At 73.9% G+C, this 24,739-nt stretch carries 25 protein-coding genes and 1 pseudogene; 6 read left to right on the top strand and 20 right to left on the bottom strand.

All coding sequences use genetic code 11. The features are described 5' to 3' along the window. The first annotated feature begins 59 nt into the window (after positions 1-59). The gene (locus CTKZ_RS03560) at positions 60-1,346 is read left to right on the top strand and encodes a DUF4032 domain-containing protein (protein ID WP_124341646.1); all 1,287 of its coding nucleotides are present in this window, start codon (positions 60-62) and stop codon (positions 1,344-1,346) included. Positions 1,347-1,421: 75 nt separating this feature from the next. Here CTKZ_RS03560 and CTKZ_RS03565 read toward each other — a convergent pair whose 3' ends face one another. The 6 genes from CTKZ_RS03565 to CTKZ_RS03590 form a co-directional block, all read right to left on the bottom strand. Then, entirely contained in the window at positions 1,422-2,753 is a 1,332-nt protein-coding gene (locus CTKZ_RS03565) for an ATP-binding protein (protein WP_124341647.1), read from the bottom strand. Between the two features lie 37 nt (positions 2,754-2,790). Continuing rightward, positions 2,791-3,795, bottom strand: coding sequence for a 23S rRNA (guanosine(2251)-2'-O)-methyltransferase RlmB (gene rlmB, locus CTKZ_RS03570; RefSeq protein ID WP_124341648.1), 1,005 nt, complete (start codon positions 3,793-3,795; stop codon positions 2,791-2,793). A gap of 95 nt (positions 3,796-3,890) precedes the next feature. Continuing rightward, positions 3,891-5,315, bottom strand: coding sequence for a cysteine--tRNA ligase (cysS, locus tag CTKZ_RS03575; RefSeq protein ID WP_124341649.1), 1,425 nt, complete (start codon positions 5,313-5,315; stop codon positions 3,891-3,893). Positions 5,316-5,535: 220 nt separating this feature from the next. Continuing rightward, positions 5,536-6,804, bottom strand: coding sequence for an alanine racemase (locus CTKZ_RS03580; protein WP_371852316.1), 1,269 nt, complete (start codon positions 6,802-6,804; stop codon positions 5,536-5,538). Beyond that, entirely contained in the window at positions 6,801-8,135 is a 1,335-nt protein-coding gene (locus tag CTKZ_RS03585; protein ID WP_124341650.1) for an MFS transporter, read from the bottom strand. The genes CTKZ_RS03580 and CTKZ_RS03585 overlap by 4 nt, the downstream gene beginning before the upstream one ends. Continuing rightward, a complete protein-coding gene (locus CTKZ_RS03590; protein ID WP_124341651.1) occupies positions 8,132-8,803 on the bottom strand; it encodes a TetR/AcrR family transcriptional regulator in 672 nt (223 codons plus the stop codon). Before CTKZ_RS03590 ends, CTKZ_RS03585 begins: the two co-directional genes overlap by 4 nt. Before the next feature lie 165 nt (positions 8,804-8,968). Between CTKZ_RS03590 and CTKZ_RS03595 the strand changes: the two genes are divergently transcribed. Together CTKZ_RS03595 and CTKZ_RS03600 are read left to right on the top strand one after the other, a co-directional pair. Continuing rightward, a complete protein-coding gene (locus CTKZ_RS03595; RefSeq protein WP_124341669.1) occupies positions 8,969-10,336 on the top strand; it encodes a D-arabinono-1,4-lactone oxidase in 1,368 nt (455 codons plus the stop codon). A gap of 120 nt (positions 10,337-10,456) precedes the next feature. Next, positions 10,457-11,407, top strand: a complete 951-nt coding sequence (locus tag CTKZ_RS03600; RefSeq protein WP_124341652.1) for a quinone oxidoreductase family protein — start codon at positions 10,457-10,459, stop codon at positions 11,405-11,407. A 59-nt stretch (positions 11,408-11,466) separates the two neighbouring features. Here CTKZ_RS03600 and CTKZ_RS03605 read toward each other — a convergent pair whose 3' ends face one another. Continuing rightward, positions 11,467-11,697: a hypothetical protein gene (locus CTKZ_RS03605; protein WP_124341653.1), complete on the bottom strand. Its 231-nt coding sequence runs from the start codon at positions 11,695-11,697 to the stop codon at positions 11,467-11,469. A 70-nt stretch (positions 11,698-11,767) separates the two neighbouring features. After that, positions 11,768-12,679, bottom strand: a complete 912-nt coding sequence (locus tag CTKZ_RS03610; RefSeq protein WP_124341654.1) for a LysR family transcriptional regulator — start codon at positions 12,677-12,679, stop codon at positions 11,768-11,770. A 97-nt stretch (positions 12,680-12,776) separates the two neighbouring features. On the opposite strand from CTKZ_RS03610, the pseudogene CTKZ_RS03615 reads away from it, so the two are divergent. After that, positions 12,777-13,580, top strand: a pseudogene (locus tag CTKZ_RS03615) (EamA family transporter); the annotation flags it as partial. Positions 13,581-13,789: 209 nt separating this feature from the next. On the opposite strand, the gene ispF reads toward CTKZ_RS03615, so the two are convergent. From ispF to CTKZ_RS03630, 3 genes are read right to left on the bottom strand one after another with little or no spacing between them, the layout of a single operon-like run. Then, positions 13,790-14,287 carry a 2-C-methyl-D-erythritol 2,4-cyclodiphosphate synthase gene (gene ispF, locus CTKZ_RS03620; protein WP_124341655.1) on the bottom strand — a complete coding sequence of 166 codons (498 nt, stop codon included), beginning with the start codon at positions 14,285-14,287 and terminating at the stop codon, positions 13,790-13,792. Further along, positions 14,284-15,240 (bottom strand): IspD/TarI family cytidylyltransferase, encoded by a 957-nt coding sequence (locus CTKZ_RS03625; RefSeq protein ID WP_124341656.1) that lies wholly within the window; start codon positions 15,238-15,240, stop codon positions 14,284-14,286. Before CTKZ_RS03625 ends, ispF begins: the two co-directional genes overlap by 4 nt. A 46-nt stretch (positions 15,241-15,286) precedes the next feature. Continuing rightward, positions 15,287-15,769, bottom strand: coding sequence for a CarD family transcriptional regulator (locus tag CTKZ_RS03630; RefSeq protein WP_013769765.1), 483 nt, complete (start codon positions 15,767-15,769; stop codon positions 15,287-15,289). A gap of 346 nt (positions 15,770-16,115) precedes the next feature. Here CTKZ_RS03630 and CTKZ_RS03635 point away from each other — a divergent pair, with 346 nt between their 5' ends. Then, complete coding sequence (locus CTKZ_RS03635) at positions 16,116-16,697, top strand: hypothetical protein (RefSeq protein WP_124341657.1); 582 nt, start codon at positions 16,116-16,118, stop codon at positions 16,695-16,697. A gap of 141 nt (positions 16,698-16,838) precedes the next feature. On the opposite strand, the gene pstB is transcribed toward CTKZ_RS03635, so the two are convergent. The 8 genes from pstB to CTKZ_RS03675 all read right to left on the bottom strand — a co-directional run bounded on the left by pstB (position 16,839) and on the right by CTKZ_RS03675 (position 24,051). Continuing rightward, positions 16,839-17,618 carry a phosphate ABC transporter ATP-binding protein PstB gene (pstB, locus tag CTKZ_RS03640; protein WP_124341658.1) on the bottom strand — a complete coding sequence of 260 codons (780 nt, stop codon included), beginning with the start codon at positions 17,616-17,618 and terminating at the stop codon, positions 16,839-16,841. A 9-nt stretch (positions 17,619-17,627) separates the two neighbouring features. Next, complete coding sequence (gene pstA / locus CTKZ_RS03645) at positions 17,628-18,587, bottom strand: phosphate ABC transporter permease PstA (RefSeq protein WP_124341659.1); 960 nt, start codon at positions 18,585-18,587, stop codon at positions 17,628-17,630. Continuing rightward, on the bottom strand, positions 18,587-19,606 hold the full coding sequence (gene pstC, locus CTKZ_RS03650; RefSeq protein WP_124341660.1) for a phosphate ABC transporter permease subunit PstC: 1,020 nt from the start codon (positions 19,604-19,606) through the stop codon (positions 18,587-18,589). Before pstC ends, pstA begins: the two co-directional genes overlap by 1 nt. A gap of 103 nt (positions 19,607-19,709) precedes the next feature. Then, entirely contained in the window at positions 19,710-20,822 is a 1,113-nt protein-coding gene (locus CTKZ_RS03655; protein WP_124341661.1) for a phosphate ABC transporter substrate-binding protein PstS, read from the bottom strand. 260 nt (positions 20,823-21,082) lie between these two features. Continuing rightward, a complete protein-coding gene (locus CTKZ_RS03660) occupies positions 21,083-21,799 on the bottom strand; it encodes a response regulator (protein ID WP_124341662.1) in 717 nt (238 codons plus the stop codon). Further along, a complete protein-coding gene (locus CTKZ_RS03665; RefSeq protein ID WP_124341663.1) occupies positions 21,796-22,998 on the bottom strand; it encodes a sensor histidine kinase in 1,203 nt (400 codons plus the stop codon). The genes CTKZ_RS03660 and CTKZ_RS03665 overlap by 4 nt, the downstream gene beginning before the upstream one ends. 138 nt (positions 22,999-23,136) lie before the next feature. Then, positions 23,137-23,619, bottom strand: coding sequence for a DUF1269 domain-containing protein (locus tag CTKZ_RS03670; RefSeq protein ID WP_124341664.1), 483 nt, complete (start codon positions 23,617-23,619; stop codon positions 23,137-23,139). Positions 23,620-23,649: 30 nt separating this feature from the next. Then, on the bottom strand, positions 23,650-24,051 hold the full coding sequence (locus CTKZ_RS03675) for a DUF7144 family membrane protein (RefSeq protein WP_124341665.1): 402 nt from the start codon (positions 24,049-24,051) through the stop codon (positions 23,650-23,652). Positions 24,052-24,250: 199 nt separating this feature from the next. Between CTKZ_RS03675 and CTKZ_RS03680 the strand changes: the two genes are divergently transcribed. Beyond that, a complete protein-coding gene (locus tag CTKZ_RS03680) occupies positions 24,251-24,472 on the top strand; it encodes a DUF8691 family protein (RefSeq protein ID WP_124341666.1) in 222 nt (73 codons plus the stop codon). A gap of 38 nt (positions 24,473-24,510) precedes the next feature. On the opposite strand, the gene CTKZ_RS03685 is transcribed toward CTKZ_RS03680, so the two are convergent. Next, positions 24,511-24,739 (bottom strand): response regulator transcription factor (locus CTKZ_RS03685; RefSeq protein WP_148090453.1); only part of this gene is annotated, 229 nt, incomplete at its 5' end.

The following is a 24,739-nucleotide window of genomic DNA, read 5'->3' on the forward strand; positions in this document are numbered from 1 at the left end:
CCCGACTTCCGTGCCCGCCCGCAGGGTCGGTCGTCGGACCACTCTGAGAGGATCGGGTCATGAGCCCGACGCCGCAGCGCCTGCAGATCACCGCGGCCAACCCGGACCCCGCGCTCCTCGACCTGCCGTGGCAGGTGCCGCTGGAGGACTGGCCGGCCGAGACCCTGGCTGCGCTCCCCCGCGGCATCTCCCGCCACATCGTGCGGTTCGTGCGGCTGTCGGGCCGGGTCATCGCGGTCAAGGAGATCGGCGAGACCGTCGCGTACCGCGAGTACGAGCTGCTGCGCCAGCTCGACCGCATCGATGTCCCGAGCGTCGTGCCCGTGGGCGTCATCACCGGCCGGCGCGACCCCGACGGCGAGCCGCTCGAGGCCGTGCTCATCACCGAGCACCTGCAGTTCTCGCTGCCGTACCGCGCGCTGTTCAGCCAGTCGCTGCGCCCCGACACGGCCACCCGCCTCATCGACGCGCTCGCGGTGCTGCTCGTCCGCCTGCACCTCGCGGGCTTCTACTGGGGCGACGTGTCGCTGTCGAACACCCTGTTCCGCCGCGACGCCGAGACGTTCGCCGCGTACCTCGTCGACGCCGAGACGGGCGACCTGCACGACACGCTGACGACCGGCCAGCGCGAGTACGACCTCGAGGTCGCGCGCGTGAACATCATCGGCGAGCTCATGGACCTCCAGGCGGGCGAGTTCCTCGAGGAGGACGTCGACGCCGTCGCGATCGGCAACGCGCTCGCCGAGCGGTACCGCGAGCTGTGGCGCGCCCTCACCGAGACCGAGTCGTTCGGCTACGGCGAGCGGTGGCGCGTGCAGGCGCGCATCGACCGCCTCAACGACCTCGGGTTCGACGTCGGCGAGCTCGACATCACGACCGACGTCGGCGGCACGACCGTGCAGATCCAGCCGAAGGTCGTCGACGCGGGCCACCACTCGCGCCGGCTCATGCGCCTGACCGGCCTCGACGTGCAGGAGAACCAGGCCCGCCGCCTGCTCAACGACCTCGACGAGTACCGGGCCGCGACCGACCGGCAGCGCGAGGACGAGGCGTTCGTCGCGCACGACTGGCTCACCGAGGTGTTCGAGCCCGCGGTGCGCGCGGTCCCGCGGGACCTCCGCCACAAGCTCGAGCCCGCGCAGGTGTTCCACGAGCTGCTCGACCACCGGTGGTACCTCTCGCAGCAGCAGGGCCGCGACGTGCCGATGCCGGAGGTCGTGAAGAGCTACGTGAAGAACATCCTGCCGACGCGCCCGGACGAGGACGCGATCCTGGGCGTGCAGTCGGGCGACATCCGCGACACCGACATGTTCCCGCAGGTCGAGGACGACCAGCTCCTCGGCTGACCGATGTTGTCACTACTGCAACGCCTACTGCAAAGAGCATGTGGCAGTAGCCGTTGCAGCTGCCGTTCGCGAGTATCAGGTCAGACGCCACGCCGCCCGTGGGTCCTTGGGTGACTGCCCCTCCCACTTGATCAGGCCAGCGTCCTGCAGTCGCTGAAGGTGGCGGGACGCCGTAGGGCGCGTGACACCTGCCGCGTCGGCCACCTGCCCTGTGCCGATTGGCCGCCCGACACGGCGCAGCACATCAAGCACCTTCAGAGCGCCCGCAGGGAGCGACTCACGCACCTCACGCGGGAGCGCATCCGAGAAGAACAACGTCAGTTGCACGGCTCCGGCCGTCTGCGTGTACACCGGATCGGTGAGACCCCGAGCGCGCATCTCATCGAAGATGCGTCGTATGCCCTCGCCCAGTTCCTGTGCGATGCCGAGGTCCGAGCACACGCGCGCAATTCGTGGATTGCGTGCGTAGCGGCTGATGTCGAGCGGTCGACTCGGGTCGACTAGTCCAGGGAATCGTCCAGGGCTAGCGATCTCCAACCGATCCGGGAAGATCTCCACCCGCACGTGATCGCCCGCCATGCTGTAGGAGCGATGAAGCACGGCATTGACGAGGCCTTCGAGCCACGCATCTCGAGGGATCACCGGAATGCGTTCGAACCGTCCGCTTGCCCCTAACGCACGACGATCGGGCAGGAACCACTCGATGACGTTTGCGGCCTCGGTGATCTGCTGCGGGATCGAACCTTCGCAACGAACGTCCGCGGCATCCTCGAGTGTGAGCCCAGCGCCCGTCCCGCGCTCCACGTCGCGGTACCGCAGGATGCGGACATGAGCATTCGGAAATGCGTCCTGCGGTCGCTCTCCGAACAACAGGTAAGCAGCAACCGTCAAACGCCCCTGACGTGTGAGGAGTCCGCGTGCGCGAAGCATCGACTCTGGTGACGACGAACCAATCGCCAGCTGATAGGCCGAGACCTGACTCGCGTCGAGGTCCTCGACCCCGAGGTCGACCGTTGTCCCGTCGAAGGGCGCTCCGCCGCGGTCGTACTCCAGTTCCTGACGCTGAGCGAAGCCAAGCTTCCGAGACTCGTCGCCTACGCGGAGATAACAGTCACCGCTCGTCGTTTCGTGCACTCTCTCACCGGGATCGACGCGCAAGAGGAGCACATGTGCCCCGTCGGAGGTCGTCAACACCTCAGCCCGTGTCCGTACGACGGGTTGTGTGAAGTCCTGGGCGACCTCGCGCAGGTCGTTGAGGCGACCTTCGCCCACACCGTCGACCGCGCCGGAGTGGATCCCCACGACGATGCACCCACCCTCGGCGTTGGCGAACGCCACCAAAGGGACCGCGAGGTCCCGAGGCGCGATCCGACCAGACTTCCGCTCGAACCACTGCCCTTCGGGCAGGTCTGCGAGCGCCTGCCGTCAAGCCCGTGGGTACGGGTTACGACGCGCGGCGGCGGGCGACCTCGTAGAGCGCGATCCCCGCGGCGACTCCCGCGTTGAGCGACTCGACGGCCGACGCGATCGGGATGGACGCGATCGCGTCGCACTGCTCGCGCACGAGCCGGGACAGGCCCTTGCCCTCGGAGCCGACGACGAGCACGAGCGGGTCCTCGGCGAACGCGACGTCGCCGATCGCGACGTCGCCGCCGCCGTCGAGCCCGACGACGAACACGCCCGCCTCGCGGTACGCCTGCAGGGTCCGGACCAGGTTCTTCACGCGCGCGACGGGCACGCGCGCCGCGGCACCGGCGGACACCTTCCACGCCGAGGCCGTGACACCCGCGGCGCGACGCTCGGGCACGAGCACGCCGTGCGCACCGAACGCGCCCGCGGACCGGAGCACGGCGCCGAGGTTGCGCGGGTCGGTCACGCCGTCGAGCGCGACGACGAGCGCAGGCTGCTCGGACGCCTCGGCGGCGTCGAGCAGGTCCTCGTCGTCGGCGTACGCGTACGGCGGCACCTGGATCGCGACGCCCTGGTGCACGGACCCGTCGGTGAGCCGGTCGAGCTCGGTGCGGCTGACCTCGAGCAGCGGGTAGCCGGACTCGGCGGCGGTCGAGACGATCTCGCGCGTGCGGTCGTCGGCCTCGAGCCGTGCCGCGAGGTACACGGTCGACACCGGGATGCCGGCCCGCAGCGCCTCGACGACGGAGTTCCGCCCGGAGACGATCTCGTGCGTCGACGACGTCCGGCCGCCGCGGCCCCCGCCCGCGCTGCGCGACGCGGACGCCGAGCGCTGACCCGAGCGGCCCTGGCCCGCGACCGTGCGCTTCTCCGCGGCGACCTTCTTCTTGTACGCCGCGTGGTACGGGCGGTCCTCCGCCTTGGGCGTCGGCCCCTTGCCCTCGAGCGACTTGCGGCCGTGCCCGCCGGTGCCGACGGACGCGCCCTTCTTGGACCCCGGCTTGCGGGTGGCGCCTCGGCGCTGGGAGTTGCCGGCCATGGGTGCTGTCTCCTACGTCTGGTGGTGCGAACGTCTGGTGCGGGTCGGGCCCGCGCGGTTCCGGTCGGGCGGCGGCGGCCGCAGCGGGGTGGCGGTCAGCCCTCGGGTCGCAGGGACCAGCGGGCCCCCGTCGGCGAGTCCTCGACGACGACCCCGGCGGCCGCGAGGCGGTCGCGGATCGCGTCGGCGGTCGCGAAGTCGCGGTCGGCGCGCGCCTGGGCGCGGGCCTCGAGCTGCCCGGCGACGACCGCGTCGAGGGCGCGTGCGTACCGCTCGTCGCCGCCCCGCCCAGCCCACTGCGGGCTGCCCGGGTCGAGGCCCAGGACGTCGAGCATCGCGCGCAGCGCGACCATCTCGGTCCGGGCCACGACCAGGTCGCCCGACGCGAGCGCGCCGTTGCCGAGCCGCAGGTGCTCGTGCACGACCGCGAGCGCGGCGGGCACGTTGAGGTCGTCGTCCATCGCGGCGACGAACGCGTCGGGCAGGTCGGCCTTGGCGACCTCGTCGAGGTCGGCGGCGCCGACCTTCTCGGCCGCGCGCTCGACGAACCCGGCGAGCCGGTCCCACGTCGCCTCGGCCTCGCGCAGCGAGTCGTCGGTCCACTCGAGCATCGACCGGTACTGCACGGCCGTGAGCGCGTACCGGAGCACCGCGGCACGCACGCCCTGGAGCACGACGTCGACGAGCAGCCCGTTGCCGAGCGACTTGCTCATCTTCGCGCCGCCCTGCGTGACCCAGCCGTTGTGCAGCCAGTACTGCGCGAACCCGTACCCGGCGGCGCGCGACTGCGCCTGCTCGTTCTCGTGGTGCGGGAACCGCAGGTCGAGCCCGCCGCCGTGGATGTCGAACGCGTCGCCGAGGTACCGCCGCGCCATCGCGGAGCACTCGAGGTGCCAGCCCGGTCGCGCACGGCCCCACGGGGTGTCCCACGACGCGCTCGTGGGCTCGCCCGGCTTCGGCGACTTCCAGAGCGCGAAGTCCCGCGCGTCGCGCTTGCTGATGCCCGACGCGTCGTCGGGGGCGGGGACCATGTCGTCGACCCGCTGGTTGGTGAGAGCGCCGTACTCCGGGTACGAGCGGACGTCGAACCACACGTCGCCCGGGCCGGTCGTGTACGCGTGGCCTGCGTCGACGAGCCGGTCGACGAGCTCGACCATGGCAGGGACGTGCCCGGTGGCGCGCGGCTCGTACGTCGGCGGCAGGACACCGAGCGCGTCGTACGCGGCCGTGAACGCGCGCTCGTTCGTCGCCGCCCACGCCCACCACGGCTCGCCCGCGTCGGCGGCCTTGGCGAGGATCTTGTCGTCGATGTCGGTGACGTTGCGGACCAGCGTGACGCGGTGGCCCGTGCGGCGCAGCCAGCGCACCAGCACGTCGAACGCGACGCCGGACCGGACGTGGCCGATGTGCGGGGGCGCCTGGACGGTCGCGCCGCACAGGTAGATGCCGACCTCGCCCGCGGTGAGCGGGACGAAGTCGCGCACCGTGCGGGTCGCGGTGTCGAACAGGCGCAGGGTCACGCCCGTCATCGTACGGGGACGGAGGGGAGGCGCGGAGTGACGTGGAAGGTGACGACCGCAGGTCGTCGCCTGGAACAGCACGCAGCGACTCCCCGACCGACGAGCACCGGCTGCTCACGCGGGGTCGGTCCCCGCAGGCCCGCTCGGCCGGGGCGCCCGACGTGGCCGCTCGACGGGACGCCGCACCACCGTCCGGGCGGACCGGACGTCGCGGCCGCGCTCAGCCGAAGGTGCGCCCCTCGCCCCGGTACGTCGGCACGGTCGCCTCGACGGACGTGCCGCGCACGAGGTGCACGTCGGAGAACCGCTCCATGACCTCGCCGGCCTTGGCGTGCCGGAACCACACGCGGTCCCCGACGCGCAGGTCGGCGCCCGACGACAGCCGCAGCGGCGTCTGCACCTCGCCCGCACCCTCACGGCTGGTGAGCGCGAGCCCGCCCGGCCACACGGGACGCGGCAGACGCGTCTTCACGGCCGGGCCGGACGCGACGTACCCGCCACCGAACACGGTCGCCCAGCCGGGCCCGGGGACGCGGACGACGTCGAGGCCGAAGAACGCGGCGGGACGCGGCTCGAACGCGCGGTACCGGTCGAAGAGCGTCGGCACGAACAGGCCCGAGCCGGCGGTGACCTCGGTGACGGTGGCGTCGGAGACGCTCGTCTCGACCGACCCGGACCCGCCCGAGTTCACGAGGTCGAGCGAGTGCCCCACGGCGTCCTGCACGGCCTCGACGACGGCGGCACGGCGGACCGCGAGGTCGGCGACGGACAGCCGCTTCACGGCCCGGACGGCGGGGCTGGTGTCGGGCAGGCCTGCGACCTGCGCCTCGTAGAACATGACGCCGCGCACGACGAGCGGCCCGCGGGCCTCGACGGCGGCGGCGAGCACGGCGGCGTCGGCGGCGGAGTGCACCGGGGAGCGGCGGACGCCGAGGTGCGCGCGCAGCGGGCCGAGCCGCACGCGGAGCGACGCGTCGACGTCGAGGCACACGCGCAGCGTCGTCCCGTGCGCGCGGGCCGCGGCCGCGGCGAGGTCCGCCTGCGCGACGTCGTCGACCATGAGCGTGACGGCCGCCGCGGCGCGCGGGTCGGCGGCGAGCTCGTCCAGCGCACCCGTGTCGACGCTCGGGTAGCCGAGCAGCACGTCGTCGACGCCCTCGCGCGCCAGCCACACCGCCTCACGCACCGAGTACGCCATGACACCCGCGAACCCGGGCCGGGCAAGGACGTCGTGCAGGACGTGGCGCACGCGGACGGACTTCGACGCGACGCGGACCGGCGTCCCGCCCGCCCGGTGGACCAGGTCGGTCGCGTTGGCGTCGAGCGCGTCGAGGTCGACCACCGCGAGCGGTGCCGGGAGGCCGCGCGTCGCCTCGTCGAGCCGCACCCCGAGCGTGCCCGTCGCCGGCGCCGACGCGTCGGCGGTGCGGACGGTCGCGGTGGTGGAGGGGGACGTGGGCGGGACGGTGCCGCGGGCGGTGCCGGTCACCGGGACGCCTCGTCCGTGGGCACGACGCCGCCCGAGGCCGTGACCGGGCCGACCGACGTGGCCGAGTCGCCTGCGTGGGCTCCCGTGTCGACGCCGCTCGCGCCGACGCCGCCCGCGCTGTCGCCGCCGTCGTCCGCGCTGCGCCGTCCGAACCGCGGCGCGACCACCGCGACGGCGACGACGAGCAGCACGGGCACGACGAACCCGGCGCGCAGCGTCGACCCGGAGCCGATCGCGCCGACGAGCACCCCGCCGAGGACCGCGCCGACGTAGTTGAAGATGTTGAGCCGCGCGACGACGGCGTCGGCGTGCCCGGGCGCGAGCGCGCCGGCGGCCGAGAAGCACAGCGGCGCGACGACGCCGAGGCCGGCGCCGGTGACGGCGAACCCGAGCAGCGCGACGGGGGTGCCCGGCGCGACGACGACGAGCACGAGCCCGGTCGCACCGACGACGGCCGCGACGCGGACGACCGCGGCGCGCCCGTGCCGGCGGACCAGCGGGTCGCCCGCGACGCGCGAGACGAGCGTCGTCGCGAGGTACGCGGCGTACCCGAGCGGGGCGATCCGTGCCGTCGCGTCGAGGACGTCGCCCAGGTAGATGGTCGACCAGGTCGAGACGGCGGTGTCGGCGACGTAGTACGCGACGACGCCGAGCCCGAGGAGCAGGACGGGACCCCACGGGACGCGTCCGGCGACGTCCGTCGACGCGTCGGACGCAGGCTCGCCCGACCGGTCACGACGCCACCCGGCGGCGGCGACGAGGACGGCCGCGAGCGAGGCGACGAGGATGCCCGACCACAGCACGTACGCGACGGGCTCGAGGGGCGTCCGCCCGGCGGTCACGGACACGAGCACGGCGCCGGCGATCCCGCCGACGGACCACGCGGCGTAGAAGCCCGTGAGCAGCGACCGCCCGTAGACGCGCTGGACGGAGACGGCCTGCATGTTGGTGCCGGCGTCGACGAGCCCGAGCCCGAGCCCGTAGACGGCGAACCCGAGGGCCAGCACCGCGAACGTCGGCGCGGCCGACACGACGGCGACGGCGGCGACGAGCACGCACAGGCCGGACGCGAGCGCCCCGCGGCTGCCCGCACGCCCGCGTGCGACCCGGTCGGCGACGAGCGTGCCCACGGCGGCGAGCGCGCACACGCCGAGCACGACGAGGGTGATCTGCCCGTCGTCGACGCCGTACCGGTCCTTGAACTGCTCGAGGCTGGTGAGCAGGAGCGCGTAGACGAACCCCTGGGTGGCGAACCCGCCGGACGTCGCGACCCGGGCGCGCCGGGCCGCCGTCGTGACCGTGCTGCTGCTCCCCCTGGCCTCGGCGCTCACGCGGTCGTCTGCTGGTCCGCGCGCGCGGACGCGCCGGGCGGCAGGCCGTGGTCGAGCGCCTCCGGGGCGAGCTCGACGGGCACGGCCATGGTCGCGAGGTACTGCCCGAAGCCCTGCAGACCGCGCCGCGCGGCCTCCGAGTCCCCGTCGACGAGCCACGCGAGCGAGAACCCGTCGACGACGGCGACGACGGCCCGCGCGACGTGCGCACGCGGCACGGTCCAGCCGACGTGCGCGGCCTTCTCGACGAGCTCGAGCACCTGCTCGGCCGCCGACCACTGGCCGCGGTACTGCTCGATCGCGACCTGGTTGAGCTCGGCGTGGCGCAGCGACGACGTCGTGAGCTCGTACGAGAGCAGCTGCGGGCCGCGCGCGGACGCGATGGTGTCCCACAGCGCGTCGAGGACGGCACCCACGATGACCGCGACGTCCGCACCCTCGGGCAGGTCGTCGAGGCTGCGGGCGAGGTTCTGCGCGGTGATGGCGTGCGCCATGGACCGCAGCAGCTCGTCCTTGTCCTGGAAGCAGTAGTGCACGACGCCGAGCGAGACGCCTGCCTCGGCGGCGATGGCGCGCACGGTCGCGGCGTCGATGCCGTCGCGGCTGGCGACGGTCAGCGCAGCCTCGATCAGCTGCTCGCGCCTCTCGGCGACGGGCAAGCGGTTCATCCGGGTCCCCTCCCTCGATGCGACGTGCCCTCACCGGCCCGACCGCCGGTTGCGTCGAGGGTCCCGTCGCGTCTCCCCACGCCATATCTCAATGTCAGTCGTGACGATAGTCAAGGTATGTACGCACTTGACTTGGACAACCGACCAGGAGGACCGTTGTCCACGATGGGCAAGACGTCGGCCGCCACGCCCTGGCAGAACTGGGCCCGCACCGCGCACGCGACGCCGCGCAGCGTGGCGCACCCCCGTGACCTGGGCGAACTCGTCGCGACGGTCCGCGCCGCGGCGCACACCGGCCTGCGCGTGCGCGCGGTCGGCGGCGGCCACTCCTTCACCCCCGCCGCGGTCACGGACGGCGTGCAGGTTCACCTGGACGCGATCGACGCGCTCGAGCGTGTCGCCCCGCAGCCCGACGGCACGACCCACGTGACGGTCGGCGCCGGGATCCGGCTGCGCGCGCTCAACACGCTCCTCGCGCAGCACGGCCTCGCGATGCGCAACCTCGGCGACATCGACAAGCAGTCGATCGCCGGCGCCGTCTCGACCGGCACGCACGGCACGGGCTCACGGCTCGGCGGCCTCGCGACGCAGGTCGTCGGCGCACGCCTGGTCCTCGCCGACGGCGACGTGGTCGAGGTGTCCCCCACGCGTCACCCCGAGCTGTTCGAGCTCGCCCGCCTCGGGCTCGGCAGCGTCGGCGTGCTGGCGGCCGTGACGCTCGAGGTCGTGCCCGCGTTCCGCCTCGAGGCGCGCGAGGAGCCGTGGCCGCTCGACCGCGTGCTCGACGAGCTCGAGGGTCCCGACGGCCTCGTCGACGGCAACGACCACTTCGAGTTCTACTGGTTCCCGCACACGCGGCGCGCCCTCACCAAGCGCAACAACCGGGTTCCCGACGACGTCGTCCGGCCGCTGAGCCCCGTGCGCTCGTGGATCGACGACGAGCTGCTCTCCAACGCGATGTTCGCGCTGACCAACCGCATCGCGACGCTCGTGCCGCCCGCGACCGTCGGCATCAACCAGCTCAGCAGCCGCGCGCTGTCCGCCCGCCGCTACACCGCCCCGTCGGCCGAGGTGTTCGTCTCGCCGCGCCGCGTGCGCTTCCGGGAGATGGAGTACGCCGTCCCGCGCGAGAGCGTCGCCGACGTGCTCGCCGAGGTCGACGCGTGGATCGAGGCGTCGGGCGAGCGCCTCCCCTTCCCGGTCGAGGTGCGGTTCGCCGCCGCCGACGACCTGTGGCTGTCGACCGCGCACGGCCGCCCGACGGCCTACGTCGCGGTCCACCAGAACGCCCACCTGCCCTACACGCGCTACTTCACGGCGGTCGAGCGGATCGCCGCGCAGGTCGGTGGCCGCCCGCACTGGGGCAAGCTGCACTGGCTCGACTCCGAGGCGCTCGCACGCGTCTACCCGCGGCTGTGCGACGCCCAGCGGGTGCGTGCGGAGGCCGACCCGGGCGGCACGTTCAGCAACGCGTACCTCGACCAGGTGCTCGGTCCCGTGCCCCACGACGAGCGGGCACCGCGCGCGGCCTGAGCGACCCGCGCTGGACGTCCGACCAGGTCGGGACGGGTCAGGTCACCCGCGCGGGTGATGGTGTGCATGCGGACGCATCAACCCTGGCGGCGAACGGGTGACCGGTGCAGGCTGTGCCGGGTGAGTGTCACGAGCAGGGCTGTCGTCGCGACCGCGTTCGGTGGGCCGGAGGTGCTCCGCACCGTCGAGACGGCACCGACGGACCCCGGACCGGGCAACGTGCTCCTCGAGGTGAGGGCCGCCGCGGTCAACCCGATCGACTGGAAGATGTACGCCGCCGGGCCCGGCAACGACCCCTCCAGGCTGCCGATCCGGCTCGGCCTCGAGGTCGCGGGCGTCGTCACCGCCGTCGGACCGTCGGTGCGCTGGCTCACCCCGGGTGACGAGGTGATCGCCTGGCGCGTCACCGGCGGGTACGCGTCGCACCTCGAGGTGTCCGAGCAGGTCACGTGCCGCCGGCCGCAGACGCTCGACTGGGCCGCCGCGTCGGGGCTGCTGCTCGCCGGGACGACCGCGGTGCACACCCTCTCCGCGACCGGCACGCACGACGGCGACGTCGTCCTCGTGCACGGCGGCTCGGGCGGCGTCGGCCGCATGGCGGTGCAGCTCGCGGGCCTGCGCGGCGCCCGGGTCGTCGCGACCGGGTCGCCCGCGACGCACGACGACCTGCGGGAGCTCGGCGCGGTCCCCGTCGCGCACGGTCCCGGGCTGCTGGACCGCGTCCGCGAGATCGAGCGGACGACGGGCCCGGTGACCGTCGCGATCGACACCGTCGGGTCGGACGAGGCGCTCGACGTGTCCGTCGCCGTCGTGGCCGACCGCCACCGCGTCGCGACCATCGCCGGCTTCGGCCGCGCGGCCGAGCTCGGCATCACCGCGCTCGGCGGCGGGCCGGGTGCCGACCCCGGCACCGCGGTCCGGGAGGCGGCCCGCGCGCAGCTCGCGGAGCTCGCCGCGGACGGGTCGCTCGACGTGCGGGTCGCGCGCACCTTCCCGCTCGACGACGCCGCCGAGGCGCACCGTGAGAGCCGCGACGGTCACGCCCGCGGCAAGCTGGTCCTGATCCCCTGACCGGGCGTGCACGGCGTGCCTGCGCCCGCATGCCGCGCGAGGCGACGTCGGCGGTGCCGCTAGAACGTCACAGGCGGCGGGGCGTCCTGACCGAGCGTGCGACGGTGCTCGTCGTCCAGGCCGGCGAGGCCCTGCTCGGTCGCCTCGAGCACCTCGGCGGGCACGCGCACGCGCAGCCGGACGCGGTTGCCCGGTTGACGCAGCGGGAGGGACGACGACCCGGAGCGGGCAGCCGAGAGCGCTCCCACGCCTTCTGGCGCAGGCCCCTGCTCCTCGGACCACTCCGTCACGAACCGGGACGCTATCCCACGACAGGGCGGCCACGCGAGCCCCCGTGCGTGTGGTTCGTGGCGCCGCCGCTCACGACGCGGTGGGGCCGCCGATGCGGTCCGCGAGCGCGCGCAGCTCGTCCAGGACGCGCCGCACGACGACCCGCTCGGCGCGGTCGGCACGGAGCAGCGCGTCGATGCGCCGGCCCGCCCGGACGTCCGCGAGAGGCACCAGGCGCACGCGCGGGTCGTCGCCAAACGTGTATCGCGGCAGCAGCGCGACGCCGTGACCTGCGGCGACGAACGACGCGGCCACGTGGAAGTCGTTGATGCGGTGCACGACGCGCGGCACGTCGCCCGACCTGCGCGCGACGGCGGCGAGCACCGTCGCGACGGGGAAGCCCTCCCGGACGGCCACCCAGTCGACGCCCGCGAGCTCCCCGGGCGGCACGGACCGGCGCCGGGCGAACGGGTGGTCGGGCGGGACCGCGACGTCGAGCGGCTCGCGCAGCAGCGGCACGACCTCGACGCCGGGCGCCGACCACGAGCGGCCGTCGTCCGGGCGGTGCGCGACGACCACGTCGACCTGGTCGGTGAGCGCGACGAAGTCGTCCTGCGCCACGTCCTCGTCCGAGCACTCCACGACGACGCCCTCGAGGTCCGCGACCCGGCTCAGCAGGCCGGGCAGGAGGAGCTGCGCGCCGCTCTGGAACGCGCTCACGCGCACGACGCCCGCCGGACGCGCGAGGTAGGCGTCGACGGCGCCGCGGGCGCGTGCGAGGGCGACAGCGACGTCGACGGCGGCGTCGGCGAGCGCGACTCCCGCCGCCGTGAGCCGCAGCCCCCGGCCGACGCGTTCGGTCAACGGGACGCCGACCTCGCGCTGCAGGCCGGCGACATGCTGCGAGACCGCCGACGGCGTCAGGTGCAGCGTCGCGGCAGCCGCGGTCACGCCGCCCTGGACGTGCACGGCGCGGAGGATCTCGAGCGAGCGGGCGTCCACGCCGCCGACCCTACGCCTGACTGTTCAGTGGGACTGCATCGTCGCGTCGTGACAACTCGATGGTGCTGAAGTGTGCCAGCGGGTCATGCTGCGTGACATGCCCGCCCGCGACCGCGCCCTCGCCGTCCTCGTCGCCGTGCTGTGGGGGCTGAACTTCACGGCCATCCACCTCCAGCTCGAGCAGTTCCCGCCGTTCCTCCTCGTCGCGCTCCGGTTCGCGCTCATCGCGGTCCCGACGGTGGTGCTCGTCAAGCGCCCGGCCGCCCCCTGGCGCTGGGTGCTGCTGTACGGCCTCGGGTTCGGGGTGCTGCAGTTCCTGTTCCTCTACCTGGCCATGGACTCGGGCATGCCGACCGGGCTCGCGTCGCTCGTGCTCCAGTCGTCCGCGCCGTTCACCGTCGTGCTCGCGGCCGCGCTGCTGCGCGAGCGGATCAGCGCACGACAGGGCCTGGGCGTCGCGGTCGCGGTCGTCGGCCTCGGCGGCATCGCGCTGCACCGCGCGGGCCTCGACGGCGGTGCGACCCTCCTCCCCGTCGTGCTCACGCTGTGCGGCGGGCTCGGCTGGGCCGTCGGCAACCTCGGCAACCGGCTCGCCATGCGCGCCGCCCCCGGGGAACCGCTGCGGCTGCTCCTGTGGATGTCGGTCGTCCCGCCCGTGCCGATGCTCGCCGCCTCGCTCGTCGTCGAGGGCCCGGAGCGGATCGCCGCGTCGTTCGAGGGCCTGGCCACGACGCAGGGGCTGCTCGCGATCGGCGGTCTGCTCTACACCGTGCTGATCGGCACGCTGCTCGGGTCGGGGCTGTGGACCGCGCTCATGGGCCGGCACCCGTCGAGCACCGTCGCACCGTTCTCGATGCTCGTGCCGGTCGCCGGCATCGCGGCGTCGTGGCTGCTGCTGCGCGAGCCGACCCCGCTCGTCGAGATCGCGTGGGGTGCCGTCGTGGTCGGCGGCGTGCTGCTCGGCAGCACCCGCGCGGTCCCGTCGTGGTGGCCCGGCGTGTCCCGTCAGCCGCGGGCGGGTCAGCCGGCGACGGACGAGCCCGTCGCGGGGCAGCCGGCGACCGGTGCGCTGGTGGCACGTCAGCCGGAGACGGGTGCGCGCGTGGCGGGTCAGCCCGCGACGGGGACGACGAGCGCGGTCGCGACCGCCGCGACGCCCTCGCCACGACCCGTCAGCCCGAGCCCGTCGGTCGTCGTGGCCGAGACGGTCACGGGCGCTCCCGCGGCCGACGACAGCGCCGCCTCCGCCTCCGCGCGCCGCTGACCGAGCCGCGGGCGGTTGCCGATCACCTGCACGGCGACGTTGCCGACCTCGAAGCCGGCGGCCCGCACGCGGCGGGCGGCCTCCGCGAGGAGCGTCGTGCCCGCGGCGCCCTTCCACTGCGGCTCCGACGTGCCGAAGTTCGACCCGAGGTCGCCCAGGCCCGACGCCGAGAGCAGCGCGTCCGCGGCGGCGTGCGCGGCGACGTCGGCGTCGGAGTGGCCCGCGAGCGGCCGCTCTCCCGGCCAGGCCAGCCCGGCGAGGTGCAGGACCGCGTCGGGCGCGGGGTCGGGGTCGTAGGCGTGCACGTCGACGCCGATCCCGGTCCGGGGCAGCAGCGGGGTCACAGGGCCTCCTCGGCTGCGGACGTGGCGGAGGTCGAGACCGCGGCGGCGTCGGCGCGCGGCGGGACGGCGTCCGGCGAGCCGGCCGCGTCAGCCGGGTCGGACGCGACGGACAGGTCGGCAGGGGCCGCGCCGCCCGCCCGAGCCGCGGACAGGACCAGCTCGGCGACCGCGAGGTCGCGCGCGGTGGTCACCTTGGCGGCGTCCTCGTGCCCCTCGACGACCCAGACGGGACCGCCCGCGAGCTCGACGAGGCCCGCGTCGTCGGACGCGGCGAGCGCCTCGTCGTGCGCGACGTGCGACCCGTGCGCGTGCGCGGCGACGAGCACGTCGAACCGGAACCCCTGCGGCGTCTGGACGGCGCGCAGGTCGCCTCGGGGGACGGTCCGCACGACGGGCAGGGCCACGGGCACGACGGCAGGCGCCGCACGGCGTGCGGCGCCAGGAGCCGTCGCCGGCGACCCGTCCGCGACCGGGGCACCGGGGGCACCGCGACCGGGCGCGGCCTGCCCCACCTGCTTGACGGTGTCGGTCACGGGCACGCCGGGGACCACCGCGTCGTGCCCGGCGCGCACGGCCTCGACGACGCGCGCCACGAGGGCGGGCGGCACGAGCGGGCGGGCGGCGTCGTGGACGAGCACGACGTCGACGCCGTCGCGGGACGCGAGGACGTCGAGCGCGGCGGCGACCGACGACTGCCGCGTCGGCCCCCCACGCACGACGACCACGTCGCCACCGAGCCCCTCGAGGAGGGAGCGGACGGTGTCGACGTGGTCGGCGGGTGCGGTGACCACGAGGGTCACGACGTGCTCACCGGCGGCCGTGCGGGCCGCCAGAAGCCGTCGTGCGGCGTGCACGACGAGCGGTTCGCCACCGAGCGGCACGAGGGCCTTCGGCAACGTGTGGCCGAGGCGCGAACCGCTGCCGGCGGCCGTGAGGACGGCGGCGACGCTCACCGGGACGCGGGGGCGGGGTGAGCGAGGCCGACGTGCTGGACGGGGGTCAGGACGCGAGGACCTCGTCGAGGATGGCCTCGGCCTTCTCCTCCTCGGTGTGCTCGGCGAGCGCGAGCTCCGAGACGAGGATCTGACGGGCCTTGGCGAGCATGCGCTTCTCGCCCGCGGACAGGCCGCGGTCGGCGTCACGACGCGACAGGTCACGGACGACCTCGGCCACCTTGATGACGTCGCCCGAGGCGAGCTTCTCGAGGTTGGCCTTGTAGCGGCGCGACCAGTTGGTCGGCTCCTCCGTGTACGGGGCGCGGAGCACCTCGAACACGCGGTCGAGGCCTTCCTGGCCCACGACGTCACGCACACCCACGAGGTCGACGTTCTCCGCCGGCACCTCGATGGTCAGGTCCCCCTGGGCGACCTTGAGCTTGAGGTAGATCTTGTCCTCTCCGCGGATGGTCCTGGTCTTGATCTCTTCGATCAACGCTGCACCGTGGTGCGGGTAGACAACGGTCTCCCCAACAGTGAAAGTCATCTGCAGGCGTCCCCTTTCGCAGACGTGTATCTTATCACGCCCGATTTGACTCCCCGACGGCGTGAGACCTGCATCACTGCAGGTCAGCGCGGTGCTCGTCGGCAGCACCGCACACCGGCGCCCTCGACGCGCGGGACGTCGGACCCACGACCTGGGCGAACGCCCGGGTAGGTTCCTCCCGGGCAGGTCGCGCGCGTGCGCCGCGCCCGGTCGCGGCCCGCGGGCGGCTAGGCTGACCGTGCGGTCGTCCTCGACGCTCGCCGGCAACCCGCCGGCGCAGCCGTGCGACGGCCGTCGACCTGACCGGATCCCCGCACTGGGGCACCCGACGCCCCGAGGAGTCATCGTGACCTCGCCCCGCCTCCGCACCCCCCGGCTCCTCGCGATCGCCGGCGCCACCGCCGCCGCGCTCGCGCTCGCGGGCTGCTCGGCCACCAACCCGATCACGACGCAGGACGAGTACGCGGCGTCCGACGGCGTCCGCGTGACCGTCGGCGAGATCCGTGGCGACAACCTCATGGTGCTGTCGGACGGCGACGGCGCCCCGGGCGTCCTGCACGGCGGCCTCGTCAACGACGGCTCCGAGGACGAGCGCGTGACGTTCACGTTCGAGGGCTCCGAGCCCACGACGGTCGACGTGCCCGCAGGCGCCACGGTGCTGCTCGACGGCACGGACGGGGACGACCGCGCCGACGTGCGCCTCGCCGCGGTCGAGACGATCCCGGGCGGGCTCGTCTCGCTGACGCTGGGCACGGACACGTGGGGCGCGTCGACGTTCGACGTCCCGGTCCTCGACGGCACGCTGCCGGAGTACGCGGGTCTCGTCCCGACGCCGACCCCCACGCCCACCCCGACGCCGACTCCGACGGCCACCGAGACCGCGTCCGCGGAGCCCACGCCGACCCCGACGGCGACCGCCGAGGGCTGACGCAGCGGGCGGCGCGCTCGGCACCCGCACCCCGCACCGCCCGTGCACCACGCACCGCCTGCGCACCACGCACGACGAAGGCCCGACCGGATCACCCGGTCGGGCCTTCGCGCGTCCCGGGTCGTGCCCGGCCGGGACGGGTCAGCCGAAGCGGCCCGAGATGTAGTCCTCGGTGGACTGCTCGCGCGGCGAGGAGAAGATCGTCGACGTCTCGTCGATCTCGACCAGGCGGCCGGGCTGGCCGGTGCCGGCGAGGTTGAAGAACGCGGTGCGGTCGGACACGCGCGCGGCCTGCTGCATGTTGTGCGTGACGATGACGATCGTGTAGCTCGCCTTGAGCTCGGCGATGAGGTCCTCGATCGCGAGCGTGGAGATCGGGTCGAGCGCGGAGCACGGCTCGTCCATGAGCAGCACCTGCGGCTTGACGGCGATGGCGCGCGCGATGCACAGACGCTGCTGCTGACCGCCGGACAGGCCCGAGCCGGGGCGGTCGAGGCGGTCCTTGACCTCGTTCCAGAGGTTCGCGCCGCGCAGGGACGCCTCGACGAGGTCCTGCGCGTCGCCCTTCGAGATGCGGCGGTTGTTGAGCCGCACGCCCGCGAGCACGTTCTCGGCGATGGACATCGTCGGGAAAGGGTTGGGGCGCTGGAACACCATGCCGACCTGGCGGCGGACCGCGACGGGGTCGATGTCGTTGCCGTAGAGGTCGACGCCGTCCATCGCGACGGTGCCCTCGACGCGCGCGCCCGGGATGACCTCGTGCATGCGGTTGAGCGTCCGCAGGAACGTCGACTTGCCGCAGCCCGACGGGCCGATGAAGGCCGTGACCGAGCGGGGCTCGACGGCCATCTCGATGTCGGCGACGGCGCGGAAGTCGCCGTAGAAGATGTTGAGGTCCTTGACGTCGATGCGCTGAGACATGCGGGGTCCTTAGCCGAGGTTCTTGGGAGCGAAGAAGCGGGTGATGAGGCGCGCGACCAGGTTGAGCAGCATGACGATGAGGATCAGCGTCAGCGCGGCGGCCCAGGCCCGGTCGTAGTTGATGGTCGCGACGCAGTCGACGGCGTCCGGCGCGCACGGCACGAGGCCCTGCTGGTACTGCCGGTACACGTAGACGGGCAGCGTCATCATGCGGCCCTCGAAGAGGTTGAAGTTGATCGAGTCGATGACGCCGACCGTGACGAGCAGCGGGGCGGTCTCGCCGATGACGCGCGCGATCGCGATCATCACGCCCGTGCCGATGCCCGCGACGGCGGTGCGCAGCACGACCTTGACGATCGTGAGCCACCGCGGCACGCCGAGCGCGAGCGCCGCCTCGCGCAGCTCGTTGGGCACGAGCCGCAGCATCTCCTCGCAGGACCGCACGACGACCGGGATCATCAGCACGGACAGCGCGACCGACCCGACGATGCCCATCCGGACGCCCGGGCCGAGGATCACGGCGAACAGCGCGTACGCGAACAGGCCCGCGACGATCGACGGGATGCCCGTCATGACGTCGACGAAGAACGTCACCGACCGGGCGAGCGCGCCGCGGCCGTACTCGACGAGGTAGATCGCGGTGAGCAGGCCGATCGGCACCGAGATGAGCGTCGCGAAGAGCGTGATCTCGACCGTGCCGACGATCGCGTGGTAGATGCCGCCGGCGTCCATGCCGCCGAAGACTCCGCGCATGGAGTGCGTGAGGAAGTACGCGTCGAACCGCTCGATCCCGTGCGCGAGCACGGTCCACGTGACGGAGACCAGCGGGAGCATCGCGACGACGAACGCGCCGACGACGAGGCCCGTCATGAGCCGGTCGCGGCGGCGGCGGCCCTTGTCGACGGCGGACAGCACCCGACGCAGGTCGGCGTCGCCCGCGGGGGCGACGGGAGCGGTGGCGGCGGTCATCAGTTGGCTCCCGAGAAGTCCTTGCGGCGCGCGACGATCGCGCGGGCGGCCATGTTGACGAGCAGCGTGATGACGAACAGCGCGAGGCCCGTCGCGATGAGCGCGGAGACGCCCAGCGGGTTGGCCTCGGGGAACTGCGCCGCGATGTTCGCGGCGATCGTCTGCTGCTGACCGGCGACGAGCAGCTTGAACGAGTAGAGGAACCCGGGCGACAGGATCATCAGGACGGCCATCGTCTCGCCGAGCGCGCGCCCGAGGCCGAGCATCGCGGCGGAGATGATGCCCGAGCGCGCGAACGGCAGCACCGCGGTGCGGATCATCTCCCAGCGGGTCGCGCCGAGCGCGAGCGCCGCCTCCTCGTGGAGGCGCGGCGTCTGCAGGAACACCTCGCGGCTGACGGCGGTGATGATCGGCAGCAGCATGACGGCCAGCACCAGGCCGACCGTGAGGATGACGCGCGCGGTGGGCGACACGTCGCCGCCGAACAGCGGGATCCAGCCGAGGTACCGGTTGAGCCACGCCCAGACCGGCTGGACCAGCGGCGCGAGCACCAGGGCGCCCCACAGGCCGTAGACGACCGACGGGATCGCGGCCAGCAGGTCGACCAGGTAGCCGAGGCCTGACGCGAGCCGGCGCGGCGCGTAGTGCGAGATGAACAGCGCGATGCCGAGCGCGATGGGCGTCGCGATGAGCAGCGCGAGGGCGGCGGCGAGGACCGTGCCGAACACGAGCGGGCCGACGAACGCGGCCAGCGAGTCCGCGCCGCGCAGCCACGTGATCTTCTCGGTCAGCTCGGCGGCCGGCGTCGTGAGCGCGGGCCACGCGCGCAGCACGAGGAAGACCGCGACCGCGGCGAGGACGACCAGGATGAGGGCACCCGCACCGGTCGCGGCCCAGCGGAACACACGGCTCGCGCCCCGGTCCCGCACGCGGCCGGAGCGGCGCAGGGCCGGAGCGGGGCGCGACGGCGGCCCGTCGCTGCGTCGGCCCGCCGTCGGGGGGCTCGTCGTACTGGTCACGGTTCTCCTGATCTGAGAGAGGGGGCGGGCGCAGGCGCCCCACGTGCGAGGAGCCGGTGACCGACCCGCATCCCCCCGGTGCGGGTCGGTCACCGGCGTGCCGTCACGCGGCGGCGATCGCCTCGACGGCAGCCTGCGCGTCGGCCGCGAGCGCGTCCGACAGGGGCGCGGAGCCCGCGGCCTGCGCGGCCGCCTCCTGCCCCTCGGTGCTCACGACGTAGCCGAGGAAGCCCTTGACCAGGTCGGCCGTCTCGGCGTCCTCGTACTGGAGGCACGCGACCGCGTACGAGACGAGGAACAGCGGGTAGGCACCCGACTCCGTGGTCTCACGGTCGATGTCGATGACGATGTCGTGCTCCGCACGGCCCTCGGCCCGCGGCGACGCGTCGAGCGCGACCGCGACGGCGTCCGCCGACGGGGCCACCCACTCCTCGCCGACCTTGATCGACGCCTTGCCGAGCGAGCCCGCGGCCGACTCGTCGGCGTAGGTGATCGTGCCGTTGCCGCCCTGGACCGTCTGGATCACGCCGGACGTGCCCTGCGCGGACTCGCCGCCCTCGATCGGCCAGTTGCCGTCGGCCTCGTGGGCCCACACGCCGCCCGACGCCTTGCCGAGCCAGTCGGTGAAGTTCTTCGTCGTGCCCGACTCGTCGAGGCGGTGCACGGGCGTGATCGCGACCGCGGGGAGCGTCGCGTCCGGGTTCTCGGCCTTGATCTCGGCCGCGTCCCAGCTCGTGATGGTGCCCTCGAAGATGCCCGCGATGGTGGTCGCCGAGAGGTTGAGCTCGGTGATGCCCTCGAGGTTGAAGACGACGGCGATGGGGCTGACGTACACGGGGATGTCGATCGCCTCGGCCGAGCAGGTCTCCTGCGCGGTGGCGAGCTCCTCCTCGTTCAGCGCCGAGTCGGTGCCGGCGAACTGCACGGCGCCCTCGAGGAACTGGGTGCGACCGCCGCCCGAGCCGACCGGGTCGTAGTTGACGGTGACGTCGGGATTGCCGCTCTGGAAGCCGGCGCGCCACGCGTCCATGGCCTTCTCCTGCGACGAGGCACCCGCGCCGTTGAGCTCACCGCTGAGGGTGCTGACGCTCTCGTCGGATCCGGAGGTCGCGTCGCCGGAGCCGGTCGGGTCGTCCGATCCGCACGCCGCGAGCGCGAGGGCGAGAGCGCCGGTGAGGGCGACCGCCCCGGCGCGGCGGTGGAGGGAGAGCTTCACTGTGGTCCGTCCTTTCGTGCCGGCACCGGGGTGTGCGCGGCGAGGCCGACGGTAGGAAGCCCACGTGACGCGCCGGACGGCGGTGGGTGAACCACGGGTGAACGGTGGCCGACGAAGTGCGCGGCGGCCTTGATCGTCAGGCCGTCCCGGACGTATCGGACGCCCGCGTGCCGCCGAACCTGCGACGACGCGACGAGACCGCGACATGGATGTCGCGGTCTCGGGCGGAGGTCACGGTCTCGGGCGACGGGACGGCCGGGCTAAGCCTCTTCGAGCTTGTACCCGAGGCCGCGCACCGTGAGCAGGAGGGTCGGGTTGGCCGGGTCCTCCTCGATCTTGGCGCGCACGCGCTTGACGTGGACGTCGAGCGTCTTGGTGTCGCCGACGTAGTCCGAGCCCCAGATGCGGTCGATGAGCTGCCCGCGCGTGAGGACGCGGCCCGCGTTGCGCAGCAGCATCTCGAGCAGCTCGAACTCCTTGAGGGGGAACGGCACGACCTCGCCGCGCACCTTCACGGTGTGCCGGTCGACGTCGAGCTCGACCGGGCCGCTGACCAGCAGCTCCTCCTCGACGACCGGGCCCGCGGGTGCCGCGGTCGCACCGGCGGTGACGGCGGCCTCCCGGCGACGCAGCACCGCGCGCATGCGCGCGAGCAGCTCGCGCGACGAGTACGGCTTGGTGACGTAGTCGTCGGCACCGAGCTCCAGGCCGACGACCTTGTCGATCTCGTCGTCCTTCGCGGTGAGCATGATGACGGGCACGTCGCTCGTGAGCCGCAGGCGGCGGCACACCTCGGTGCCGGGCAGCCCGGGCAGCATGAGGTCGAGCAGGACGAGGTCGGCGCCGTGCTCCTCGAACCGCTCGAGCGCCTCGGGACCGGTCGCGGCGGTGACCACGTCGTAGCCCTCGCGCTCGAGCTGGTACGTCAACGGCTCGCGGTACGACTCCTCGTCCTCGACGAGCAGGATGCGGGTCATGAGGCGTTCCGCCGCACGGTGTCTCCCTGGGGGATGGTCGTGGACGTCAGGTCGACGACGTCCGAGCTGGTGAGGTCCGCGCGCGGCAGGCGGATCGTGAACGTCGACCCCCGCCCGGGCTGCGACCAGACGGCCACGTCACCGCCGTGGTCCGCGGCGACGTGCTTGACGATCGAGAGGCCGAGGCCCGTGCCGCCGGTGTCGCGCGAGCGCGCGGGGTCGACGCGGTAGAACCGCTCGAACACCCGCTCCTGCTCGGCGGCCGGGATGCCGATGCCCTCGTCGACGACCGCGATCTCGACCAGGCCGTCGACCTCGCGCACGCCGACGCCGACGTGCGCGGCCTCGCCCGAGTACGCGACGGCGTTGTCCACGAGGTTGCGGACCGCCGTGACGAGCAGGTCGTGCTGGCCGAGGACGCGCGTGCCGTGCACGCCGCCGATGTCGAGCCGGACCTTCTTGGCGTCGGCGCGCGTGCGGGCACGGTCGACGGCCTCGGCGAGCACCGCGTCGACGTCGACGACCGCGACCTGGCCGACCGCGCCGGCGACCTGCAGGCGGGACAGCTCGATGATCTCGTGCACGAGCGCGGACAGCCGGGCCGCCTCCGCCTGCATGCGGTCGGTGAAGCGGCGCACCGCGTCGGGGTCGTCCGCCGCGTCGTGCACGGTCTCCGCGAGGAGCTGCAGCGCACCGACCGGCGTCTTGAGCTCGTGCGAGACGTTGACGACGAAGTCGCGGCGCATCGCCTCGATCCGGCGGGCCTGCGTGAGGTCCTCCGCGAGGACGAGCACGTGGCGGGGCGTCACCTGCGCGACGCGCACCTGCACCATGAGGATGCCGGAGCCGACCGGCCCGCGCGGGACCTCGAGCTCCTCGTCGAGGATGACGCCGTCGCGCCGCACCGCGGCGATCATCTCCCGGATGGACGCGGGCACGATCCGGCCGTCGCGGACCAGGCCGAGCGCGTGCGCGGGCGCGCTGGCCCGCACGACCGTGTCCTCCTCGTCGAGCACGATCGCCGCCGAGCGCAGGACCGCGAGCGCCCGCACCAGCCCCTCGTCGAGCTCGGGCTCCGGCAGCGCCACCGGGACCTTCTGGGCGCGCTCGCTCACGCGGAACGCCAGGGTGGCCCCGATGCCGGTCAGCAGTCCGAGGCCGCCGGCGAGGAGCAGCGCAAGGCCGTCGAACCCGTCCACGCCTCCAGCGTAGGCCGCCGACGGGAGAGCACCGACGACGCCGCACGACTGCGCCGGGACCGTCGCCCAGCGTTCACCGAGCCGTCCGCGACCGTTCACCGCGCCGCGGACGGCGGGCCCCCGTGTCGACCCGGCCCGTCAGCCGAACGTCTCGAGCAGCGTCGAGCGCTCGCCCTCGGTGAGGTTCGTCGCGACGAGCGTCGAGTGCAGCCCGTGGAACCGCTCGCCGAGCCGGTCGAGGTCGCCGTCGGTCGTCACCGCGCACAGCAGCGACGTGCCGGGCGTGACCTGCTCGCGGATGGTCTGGAGCTGCGCCTCGTCGATCCCGACCGCGGCGACCGCCTTGGAGATCGAGCCGATCGCCGCGCCCGCGGCCGCACCGAGGAGCGGGACGAAGAAGATGCCGCCGAACAGCAGGCCCCAGAACGCGCCCCAGCCCGCGCCGCGCTTCTTGTCGTCGTTGCTGTGGTGCACGTCCGGGCGGGCCGCGTCAGCGGGCCACTCCACGAGCGCGTGGTCGACGATCGTCACGAGCCCGTCCTTCGCGGCCTCCTTGAGCGCGGTCTCCGCGCGCCGGGCACCGTCGGGGCTGTCGAACTTCCACGCGGTGAACGTCGTCATCGTGCGCCTTCCCTTCGTCCGTCCGGACCGTCAGGAGACGGCCCGCTCGACCTCCTCGCCGTGGACGATCAGCGCCCACAGCACCACGACGTCCAGCACGATCACCGCGAGCGACCACCATGGCGTGATCGGCAGGGACACGAACTGCGCGACCAGGTTGAGCACGACGAGCACGCTCGCGGTCCAGCGGGCCCACGCGGCGCCGGTGAAGAGCACGAGCCCGAGCGCGACCATCGCGGCGCCGAGGATCAGGTGCACCCAGCCCCACGTGGAGACGTCGACGATCGTCACGCCCTGGCCGGACCACGCGAGCACCTTGTCCTCCGAGAAGACCGCGATCAGCCCGGACACGACGTTGAACAGCCCCACGGTGAGGAGGCAGAACGCGCCGAACCAGACCCAGCCGACCCAGCCCGTCACCGTGCGTGCCATCGCGTGCCCCTCTCGTCGACCGCCGTCGGCCCTGGTCCGGGCCGCTCGCCGACACTGTCGCGCGGCGCGCGCGGGCGGTGCCTCACCCGCGCCGGGTGACTGCCGGACGGGCGCCGCCGCGCATATCACCCGACGGGCGTGAGGCACGCGGTACCCCTGCTCGGGACCCTGGTCCGGTCGGTCCGACGAGGGAGCTGCCGTGCTCTACCACATCCGCGTGGACGGGTCGCCGGGGGGCGCCGACCTGGAGCAGCTGCTGCGCGAGCACGCCGACGTGGTGGCCACCGCGACCCCCGACGGGACCGTGCTCTCGTGCCGTCTGCCCGACACCGCGGCGCTCACCGGCGTCGTCGCGCTGCTGCACGACCTGGGGCTCGTGCTGGTCGAGGCGCACGCCGTCCCGGACCCCGCCGAGGACTGAGGGCGCGGACCGCGTCGAGAGGAGGGCGCAGGCCCCGTCTAGAGGAGGCCGCGCTCCGCGGCGACGCGGATCGCGTCGCGACGGCCGGCGACGCCGAGCTTGCGGTAGATCGAGCGCTGGTGCGTCTTGACGGTGTTCGTCGAGACGAACAGGACCGCGGCGATCTCGGTCGTCGTCATGGTCGACCGCAGCCGTACGAGCACCTGGTGCTCACGCTCGGTGAGCTCGAGGTTGCCCCACCCGCCGCGCTGCGCTCGCCGGGGCGCG

This window comes from Cellulomonas algicola, from assembly GCF_003851725.1.
Lineage (GTDB): Bacteria > Actinomycetota > Actinomycetes > Actinomycetales > Cellulomonadaceae > Cellulomonas > Cellulomonas algicola.

Excerpts from the sequence above, each read along its gene's own strand:
- CTKZ_RS03560 (WP_124341646.1), top strand. The coding sequence starts at position 60 with ATGAGCCCGACGCCGCAGCGCCTGCAGATCACCGCGGCCAACCCGGAC.
- rlmB (WP_124341648.1), bottom strand. The coding sequence starts at position 3,795 with ATGGCCGGCAACTCCCAGCGCCGAGGCGCCACCCGCAAGCCGGGGTCC.
- CTKZ_RS03590 (WP_124341651.1), bottom strand. The coding sequence starts at position 8,803 with ATGAACCGCTTGCCCGTCGCCGAGAGGCGCGAGCAGCTGATCGAGGCT.
- CTKZ_RS03595 (WP_124341669.1), top strand. The coding sequence starts at position 8,969 with ATGGGCAAGACGTCGGCCGCCACGCCCTGGCAGAACTGGGCCCGCACC.
- CTKZ_RS03630 (WP_013769765.1), bottom strand. The coding sequence starts at position 15,769 with ATGACTTTCACTGTTGGGGAGACCGTTGTCTACCCGCACCACGGTGCA.
- pstB (WP_124341658.1), bottom strand. The coding sequence starts at position 17,618 with ATGTCTCAGCGCATCGACGTCAAGGACCTCAACATCTTCTACGGCGAC.
- pstA (WP_124341659.1), bottom strand. The coding sequence starts at position 18,587 with ATGACCGCCGCCACCGCTCCCGTCGCCCCCGCGGGCGACGCCGACCTG.
- CTKZ_RS03660 (WP_124341662.1), bottom strand. The coding sequence starts at position 21,799 with ATGACCCGCATCCTGCTCGTCGAGGACGAGGAGTCGTACCGCGAGCCG.
- CTKZ_RS03670 (WP_124341664.1), bottom strand. The coding sequence starts at position 23,619 with ATGACGACGTTCACCGCGTGGAAGTTCGACAGCCCCGACGGTGCCCGG.
- CTKZ_RS03675 (WP_124341665.1), bottom strand. The coding sequence starts at position 24,051 with ATGGCACGCACGGTGACGGGCTGGGTCGGCTGGGTCTGGTTCGGCGCG.